Consider the following 6,124-nt stretch of genomic DNA (forward strand, 5'->3'; position numbering starts at 1 on the left):
TTAAACCTTGAACTTTAAACCTTAAGCCTCGAAACTTATAAAAAATGGAAGCAGTAGCAAAATTGATGAATTACCCGACTTCTCCCCGCAAAATGCGTTTGCTGGCAGATCTTATCCGTGGAATGGCTGTGGAAAATGCCATAGCTACTTTGGAGCATCATCCAAAGCATCCGGCTACGCCACTGGGGAAGTTGTTGAAAAGTGCAATAAACAACTGGGAGCAGAAGAATGAAGGAACAAGTGCAGCCGATGCCAGCCTGGTTGTAAAAACAATAATGGTTGATGGAGCTCGTACCTTACGTCGTATGCGTCCGGCACCACAGGGTCGTGGGTACAGAATTCGTAAGCGAAGTAACCACGTAACGATTATTGTGGATACAAAAACAACTGAAGTGTCTAAGAACGTTTATGGTTCTAACGACAGGGCTTCTAAAAATAATCATTCGTAAAACTTATATAACCAAAATATGGGTCAGAAAACAAATCCTATTGGTCTAAGGTTAGGTATCATTAAGGGTTGGGAAAGTAACTGGTATGGTAATCATAAAGATTACGCCGGTAAGCTTATTGAAGATCATAAGATCAGAACATACCTTACTGCACGTATCAATAAAGGTGGTATAGCCAGAATTGTAATCGAGCGTACTTTAGGAAAGTTGATCATTACTATCCATACATCCAAGCCAGGTATCATTATCGGTAAAGGTGGTGGAGAAGTAGATAGAATTAAAGAAGAGCTTAAAAAGCTTACTAATAAAGAAGACGTTCAGATCAATATTCTTGAAATCCGTCGTCCAGAGTTAGATGCAAACATTGTAGGAGATACAATTGCACGACAAATTGAGAACCGTATCAACTTTAAGAGGGCTATTAAGATGTCTATCGCTTCTGCACTTCGTATGGGTGCTGAAGGTATCAAAGTAAAAGTAAGCGGCCGTTTAGGTGGTGCTGAAATTGCCCGTAGCGAAGAAATCAAACAAGGTCGTACTCCGTTACATACTTTACGTATGGATATTGATTACTCTAGTGTTTTCGCTCAAACTGTGTACGGAAAAATTGGTATCAAGGTATGGATCTGTAAAGGTGAAGTATTAGGTAAGAGAGAATTGAATCCGAATTTTGTTGGTGGTAAAGAGGCTGGTGAAAGAAGAGACGGTGGTGGTGATAACAGGAGAGGAGATGACAGAGGTGGTTTTAGAGGTGGAGACAACCGTGGTGGCGGTGGCGGAAGAGACAACCGTGGTGGCGGTGGAGATAATCGCGGCGGTGGTGGAAGAGATAATCGTGGTGGTGGCTACCAAGGTCAAGGCGGCGGTGGAGGAAGAAGATAAGCGAGCCTGCCTGAAGGGGCTTTAATAACAATTTTGAATAATTAAGGTGCAAGTTTTCCAATTTAGAATCTTACACCTGAAACTTGAAACTATAATAAGATGTTACAGCCAAAAAGATCGAAGCACAGAAAAATGCAAAAAGGCCGGATGAAAGGTGACACTAAACGTGGCTTTACCTTATCCTTTGGTTCTTTCGGTTTGAAAGCATTAGACTCGGTGTGGCTAACTAATCGCCAAATCGAATCTGCTCGTCAGGCAATGACCCGCTCAATGAAACGGGAGGGTAATGTTTGGATACGCATTTTCCCTGATAAAGTAATTACTCATAAGCCTGCAGAGGTTAGGATGGGTAAAGGTAAAGGTAACCCCGAATACTGGGCTGCAGTGGTACAACCTGGTCGTATCATTTTTGAAGCGGATGGTGTATCTGAAGAAGTGGCTAAAGCAGCTTTTGCTCTTGCGGCTCAGAAGCTTCCTATTCAAACCAAGTTTGTAGTTCGCAGAGAGTTGCAAGCATAAGGTAAATTACTCAATGGGGAAATTCGAAAATAACTTGATGGACCAATTTAAGTTGGTGGTGGCTTCTTTTCATTGAGCAATTTTCAAATTTTCGCATTTCTAAATTAAACACAATGGCTAATAAGAAATTTGAATTTAATAAGGGTCTTAAAGATTTGAACGAAAGTGATCTTAATGCCCGTATCCAGGAAGATGAACTTCGTTTGAAGAAACTTGAGTTTGCACATGCAATTTCTCCCTTGGAAAACCCGATGAGCATTAGAGCTTTAAGAAGGGATGTTGCCCGTTTGAAAACAGAATTAAAGAACAGAGCGTTAGGCGTCTAACCCATAATAAACATTACAATGTTAGAAAGAAATTTGCGTAAAATCAGGATCGGGGTGGTTCGCAGCAACAAAATGGATAAAACCATCGTGGTGGCTGCTGAAAGAAAAGTAAAGCACCCGATTTACGGTAAATTCGTAAAGAAAACTACGAAATTCCATGCCCATGATGAAAAGAATGAGTGCAGCATTGGCGATACTGTAAAGATCATGGAAACCCGTCCGCTTAGCAAAACTAAGCGTTGGAGATTGGTTGAGGTTGTTGAGAAAGTGAAGTAAATAACCCATAAGCTTTAGCTGCAGGCTAAAAGCTATGGAAAATAGTCGCAAGCTTTTAGCTACAAGCTACAAGCCTCTGCTAATATTAGAAATCTAATTTGTTATTTGCTATTGGCCATGTGCTGGTAGCTGAAAGCTAAAAGCTAAAAAAATGATTCAGCAAGAAAGTAGATTGAACGTAGCTGATAACAGCGGTGCAAAAGAAGTTTTGTGTATCCGCGTGTTAGGTAACTCCGGTCAGGACTACGCTAGAATAGGTGACAAGATAGTTGTTACTGTAAAAGACGCAATGCCGGCAGCCGGTGTTAAAAAGGGAACTGTATCAAAAGCGGTTATCGTTCGTACAAAAAACAAATTACGTCGTAAAGACGGTTCTTACATCCGCTTTGATGACAATGCGGTGGTATTGTTGAACAACTCTGACGAGCCAAGAGGGACCCGTATATTCGGACCTGTTGCAAGAGAGTTAAGAGATAAAGGGTATATGAAGATTATTTCCCTGGCTCCTGAAGTTTTATAAAAAGTATAACGAGAATTTTGAGACGGATTTGATCACGAAAGATTACTTTCGCGCCTCGTTTTTCTCGTTTTTGTTGTGTAGAGTAGTGTTTTGTGGTATAAGGGAGTGACACAACAGATGTAGAATAAAGGATTGAGGCTGGCTAACAAAAAGAAGAAATAGTTACGGGGTTGGAAATCTCGTAATATGCAATAAGCAAAAAAACAAACAAAGTGAACAACAGATTTAAACCTAAATACAACATCAAAAAGGGCGACCAGGTGGTGGTCATCGCTGGTGATGACAAAGACCTGAAGAAACCGCGTACGGTTTTAGAAGTAATTCTTGAAAAAGGTCGTGTTGTAGTTGAGGGAGCAAATATCATTACAAAACACACCAAGCCAAGTGCACAGAACACTAAGGGTGGGTTGATTAAAAGAGAAGCATCTATCAATATTAGTAACGTAATGTTGTGGGATGCTAAAGCTGGCGCTGCCACAAAGGTAAAGCGTGATCGCCAGGAAGGTAAACTAGTTCGTATTGCAAAAAAATCAGGGGAGGTAATTAAATAATGACTACCGCTACTTATAAACCGAGATTGGCAGACAAGTACAAAAATGAAGTTGTACCTGCTTTAATGAAGAAATTCGGATACAAATCTATCATGCAAGCTCCAAGACTGGAGAAGATCTGTTTAAACCGTGGGGTTAACGGAGCTGTATCTGATAAAAAACTTGTTGACGTTGCTGTTGATGAGCTTACAACCATTTCTGGCCAGAAAGCTGTGTCTACAATGTCTAAAAAAGACATCTCAAACTTTAAGCTTAGAAAGAACATGCCCATTGGTGCAAGGGTAACTTTGCGCGGTGTGAAGATGTACGAATTCCTTGACAGGTTTATCGCTGTTTCTTTACCACGTGTTCGTGACTTTAAAGGAGTTAACGATAAAGCTTTTGATGGTCGCGGCAACTATACACTTGGTATTACTGAACAAATCATTTTCCCTGAAATTGATATTGACAAGGTTAACAGGATTACCGGTATGGATATCACTTTTGTAACTTCTGCAAATACAAATGAAGAAGCTTACGAATTGTTGAAAGAAATGGGTATGCCGTTTAAAAACGTAAAAAAAGACAATCAAGAATAACAATAAATTTGCTGATGTATGATGTCTGATTTTAAGATTTTTTAAATCAGGTAACTAAATCAGAGATCACAAAATCAGAAATCAGAAATTAAACATTATGGCAAAAGAATCTGTAAAAGCCAGGCAAAGAAAGAGAGAGAAAATGGTTGCTAAGTTTGCTGCAAAAAGAACTGCTTTGAAAGAAGCTGGTGATTACGCAGGATTGGACTTACTTCCTAAAAATGCTTCTCCCGTACGTTTGAAAAACCGTTGCCAGCTAACAGGCCGTCCAAGAGGTTACGTAGGTTATTTCGGATTATCAAGAAACGTATTTCGTGATATGGCGTTAGCGGGCAAAATTCCAGGCGTAACTAAAGCAAGCTGGTAGAAACAAGTTGACAGTTGTCGGTTGACAGTTGTTGGTAAGAACTGAACTCATTTTTTTAAATTTTATTCCAATTATCCGCCAAAGGCGGACGTAGGAGGACAATAATTATGGTAACCGATCCTATTGCAGATTTTTTAACCAGGGTTCGTAACGCTCAAATGGCTAACCACAGGATTGTGGAAATTCCGGCGAGTAATTTAAAGAAGCGTATCACTGAGATCCTTTACGAAAAAGGATATATTCTGAAATATAAATTCGAGGATGATAATAAACAAGGTGTGATTAAGATCGCCTTGAAATACGATGCTGCTACTAAAATACCAGCTATCCGTAGCCTCGAAAGAGTAAGCCGTCCTGGTTTACGTCAATATTCTAAACCAGCTGATTTTGCGAGAGTGAAAAACGGTTTAGGTATTGCAATCATCTCTACTTCGAAAGGTGTAATGACCGATAAAGAAGCGAAAGTTCAGAATGTAGGCGGAGAAGTTCTTTGCTACATCTACTAGGGAGAAAAGAAGAAGGGAAAGAAATGGTTGTTGATACATTAAGCCGAAACTATACTAGGCTGACCGGTCAACAATAGTCAATCAAATAATAAAACATTAGAAAATGTCTCGTATAGGTAAACAACCCGTTACATTGGCGAGTGGTGTAACAGTTACAGTAGGCGGCGATAATACCATTACTGTAAAAGGTCCGAAAGGAACTTTATCTCAGACTATTGATAGAGATATCAAGGTTGAGGTAACAGGTACTGAAGTTCTTATAACACGACCTACTGACCAGATCCGTCATCGTGCAATGCACGGTTTATACAGGTCTTTGATCAGCAACATGGTTAAAGGTGTAACTGAAGGTTTTAAAAAGCAGCTTGAGTTAGTGGGTGTGGGTTACAAAGCAACTAACGCAGGTAATACATTAGATCTTTCATTAGGTTTTTCTCACAATATCATTTTTGATGTTCCGACTGAAGTTAAAGTAACAACGGTTACTGAAAAAGGTCAGAACCCGAAAATACATTTGGAAGGTACTGATAACCAGTTATTAGGTGCTGTAGCTGCAAAAATCCGCAGTCTTCGTAAGCCTGAGCCGTACAAAGGAAAAGGTGTTAGATATTCTGATGAGTTTATACGCAGAAAAGCTGGTAAAGCGGCTGGTAAATAAAACCCCTGGCCCCCGACTAAGGGGGAATTGGGAAAGATCTTAATAATCAGATTAAAAATATTCTCCTCACTCCCCTTTAGGGGGTTGGGCACATTCCCGGCAGTATCGGGAAGCAATAATATAACAATGGATAAAATAATAAAAAGGCAAAAGATCAGGTACAGGATACGTAAGAAGGTATCTGGTATTGCCACCAAGCCTCGCCTGTCTGTTTTTAGAAGTAATGCTGAAATTTATGTTCAGCTAATCGATGATACTACCGGAAATACTCTGGCTGCTGCGTCGTCAAGACAAAAGGACATCGCTGCACAAACTGCTCCTAAAGTTGAGAAAAGCAAAATGGTTGGCGCCGCTATTGCTCGTAAAGCAATTGAACTGGGAATTACTACCTGTGTTTTTGACAGGGGTGGCAATTTGTACCACGGTCGTGTGAAAGCTGTAGCTGACGGAGCAAGAGAAGGTGGTCTTCAATTTTAATAAACGATTTATAAA

Annotated in this window: 12 protein-coding genes; all 12 read left to right on the plus strand. The window is 40.1% G+C overall.

Annotated features, from left to right (window positions below; all coding sequences use genetic code 11):
• Positions 1-44: 44 nt before the first annotated feature.
• The 12 genes from rplV (at position 45) to rplR (ending at position 6,109) form a co-directional block, all read left to right on the plus strand.
• Positions 45-449, plus strand: coding sequence for a 50S ribosomal protein L22 (gene rplV, locus JWR87_RS15340; RefSeq protein WP_297821687.1), 405 nt, complete (start codon positions 45-47; stop codon positions 447-449).
• 18 nt (positions 450-467) lie between these two features.
• On the plus strand, positions 468-1,331 hold the full coding sequence (gene rpsC / locus JWR87_RS15345; protein WP_366090780.1) for a 30S ribosomal protein S3: 864 nt from the start codon (positions 468-470) through the stop codon (positions 1,329-1,331).
• 99 nt (positions 1,332-1,430) lie between these two features.
• A complete protein-coding gene (rplP, locus tag JWR87_RS15350) occupies positions 1,431-1,850 on the plus strand; it encodes a 50S ribosomal protein L16 (RefSeq protein WP_297821689.1) in 420 nt (139 codons plus the stop codon).
• 113 nt (positions 1,851-1,963) lie between these two features.
• Positions 1,964-2,176 (plus strand): 50S ribosomal protein L29, encoded by a 213-nt coding sequence (gene rpmC / locus JWR87_RS15355; protein WP_297821691.1) that lies wholly within the window; start codon positions 1,964-1,966, stop codon positions 2,174-2,176.
• A gap of 18 nt (positions 2,177-2,194) precedes the next feature.
• Positions 2,195-2,452, plus strand: coding sequence for a 30S ribosomal protein S17 (rpsQ, locus tag JWR87_RS15360; RefSeq protein WP_297821693.1), 258 nt, complete (start codon positions 2,195-2,197; stop codon positions 2,450-2,452).
• A gap of 151 nt (positions 2,453-2,603) precedes the next feature.
• Complete coding sequence (gene rplN, locus JWR87_RS15365) at positions 2,604-2,972, plus strand: 50S ribosomal protein L14 (RefSeq protein WP_147201818.1); 369 nt, start codon at positions 2,604-2,606, stop codon at positions 2,970-2,972.
• Between the two features lie 212 nt (positions 2,973-3,184).
• On the plus strand, positions 3,185-3,523 hold the full coding sequence (gene rplX, locus JWR87_RS15370; protein ID WP_297821696.1) for a 50S ribosomal protein L24: 339 nt from the start codon (positions 3,185-3,187) through the stop codon (positions 3,521-3,523).
• Entirely contained in the window at positions 3,523-4,101 is a 579-nt protein-coding gene (rplE, locus tag JWR87_RS15375) for a 50S ribosomal protein L5 (protein WP_297821698.1), read from the plus strand. Before rplX ends, rplE begins: the two co-directional genes overlap by 1 nt.
• 97 nt (positions 4,102-4,198) lie before the next feature.
• Positions 4,199-4,468: a 30S ribosomal protein S14 gene (gene rpsN, locus JWR87_RS15380; protein ID WP_297821700.1), complete on the plus strand. Its 270-nt coding sequence runs from the start codon at positions 4,199-4,201 to the stop codon at positions 4,466-4,468.
• 104 nt (positions 4,469-4,572) lie between these two features.
• Positions 4,573-4,974 (plus strand): 30S ribosomal protein S8, encoded by a 402-nt coding sequence (gene rpsH / locus JWR87_RS15385; protein WP_297821706.1) that lies wholly within the window; start codon positions 4,573-4,575, stop codon positions 4,972-4,974.
• Positions 4,975-5,077: 103 nt separating this feature from the next.
• The gene (gene rplF / locus JWR87_RS15390) at positions 5,078-5,632 is read left to right on the plus strand and encodes a 50S ribosomal protein L6 (protein ID WP_297821702.1); all 555 of its coding nucleotides are present in this window, start codon (positions 5,078-5,080) and stop codon (positions 5,630-5,632) included.
• Between the two features lie 126 nt (positions 5,633-5,758).
• Complete coding sequence (rplR, locus tag JWR87_RS15395; protein ID WP_297821704.1) at positions 5,759-6,109, plus strand: 50S ribosomal protein L18; 351 nt, start codon at positions 5,759-5,761, stop codon at positions 6,107-6,109.
• The last annotated feature ends 15 nt before the right edge of the window (positions 6,110-6,124 follow it).

It is taken from the genome of Segetibacter sp., from assembly GCF_025963695.1.
Classification (GTDB): domain Bacteria; phylum Bacteroidota; class Bacteroidia; order Chitinophagales; family Chitinophagaceae; genus Segetibacter.

Coding starts and splice junctions, on each gene's coding strand:
- rplE (WP_297821698.1), top strand. CDS start 3,523: ATGACTACCGCTACTTATAAACCGAGATTGGCAGACAAGTACAAAAAT.
- rplF (WP_297821702.1), top strand. CDS start 5,078: ATGTCTCGTATAGGTAAACAACCCGTTACATTGGCGAGTGGTGTAACA.
- rpsN (WP_297821700.1), top strand. CDS start 4,199: ATGGCAAAAGAATCTGTAAAAGCCAGGCAAAGAAAGAGAGAGAAAATG.
- rpsQ (WP_297821693.1), top strand. CDS start 2,195: ATGTTAGAAAGAAATTTGCGTAAAATCAGGATCGGGGTGGTTCGCAGC.
- rplP (WP_297821689.1), top strand. CDS start 1,431: ATGTTACAGCCAAAAAGATCGAAGCACAGAAAAATGCAAAAAGGCCGG.
- rpmC (WP_297821691.1), top strand. CDS start 1,964: ATGGCTAATAAGAAATTTGAATTTAATAAGGGTCTTAAAGATTTGAAC.
- rpsC (WP_366090780.1), top strand. CDS start 468: ATGGGTCAGAAAACAAATCCTATTGGTCTAAGGTTAGGTATCATTAAG.
- rplV (WP_297821687.1), top strand. CDS start 45: ATGGAAGCAGTAGCAAAATTGATGAATTACCCGACTTCTCCCCGCAAA.
- rplN (WP_147201818.1), top strand. CDS start 2,604: ATGATTCAGCAAGAAAGTAGATTGAACGTAGCTGATAACAGCGGTGCA.
- rplR (WP_297821704.1), top strand. CDS start 5,759: ATGGATAAAATAATAAAAAGGCAAAAGATCAGGTACAGGATACGTAAG.